Raw genomic sequence first — 750 nt, 5'->3', positions numbered from 1 at the left:
GGTGAAGTCGTAACAAGGTATCCGTACCGGAAGGTGCGGATGGATCACCTCCTTTCTAAGGAGCTATCAGCTCAACTTATTATCGACGCTTGCGCTTTTTGTTTAGTTTTGAAGGGTCAATTCAACCTTTCATAATGTTTTTTATATCTTTAACAATTTGTCCATTATGGGCCTGTAGCTCAGCTGGTTAGAGCGCACGCCTGATAAGCGTGAGGTCGGTGGTTCGAGTCCACTCAGGCCCACCATATTGGATTTTTTAATTGTGTCATGGGGCCTTAGCTCAGCTGGGAGAGCGCCTGCTTTGCACGCAGGAGGTCAGCGGTTCGATCCCGCTAGGCTCCACCATTTATTTGACCTTTGAAAACTGGATAACGAAAGACTGATGAATAAATCACCGGTTTGACACATGGTTTGAACACTGTTCAGATGATGAGTGAACCGAGTGTCTTAGAAGAAGGCCAAGAAATAAGACGCCTAAAAGCCGAAACCTTTATTCATAAAGGTTTTAAGCAAAGAGGGCAGAGCTATTCGAGGAAGCAACGTTTTTAGTGACTGAGCGTAGTGATCTACGTGACAGGAACGAAAAAGGGCAGCTGACGAAGAAGAGCGACAGCCATCTGCGGCTTAAAAGGTTAAGCTAGAAAGGGCGCACGGTGAATACCTTGGCACTAGGAGCCGATGAAGGACGGGACGAACACCGATATGCTCCGGGGAGCTGTAAGTAAGCTTTGATCCGGAGATTTCCGAATG

2 tRNA genes and 2 rRNA genes are annotated in these 750 nt (G+C 46.9%); all 4 read left to right on the top strand.

The annotated features are described in order from the left end of the window. Positions 1–55 (top strand): 16S ribosomal RNA (locus K8O68_RS15575); the annotation flags it as partial. A gap of 113 nt (positions 56–168) precedes the next feature. Next, positions 169–245 (top strand) — tRNA-Ile (locus tag K8O68_RS15570). Between the two features lie 24 nt (positions 246–269). Continuing rightward, a tRNA-Ala gene (locus K8O68_RS15565) sits at positions 270–345 on the top strand. 285 nt (positions 346–630) lie between these two features. Further along, positions 631–750: ribosomal RNA gene (locus K8O68_RS15560) — 23S ribosomal RNA — on the top strand; the annotation flags it as partial.

Origin of the sequence: Salipaludibacillus sp. CUR1 (genome assembly GCF_021028955.1) — a bacterium.
Lineage (GTDB): Bacteria > Bacillota > Bacilli > Bacillales > Salisediminibacteriaceae > Salipaludibacillus.
This window is presented reverse-complemented; position numbering and strand designations above follow the sequence as displayed.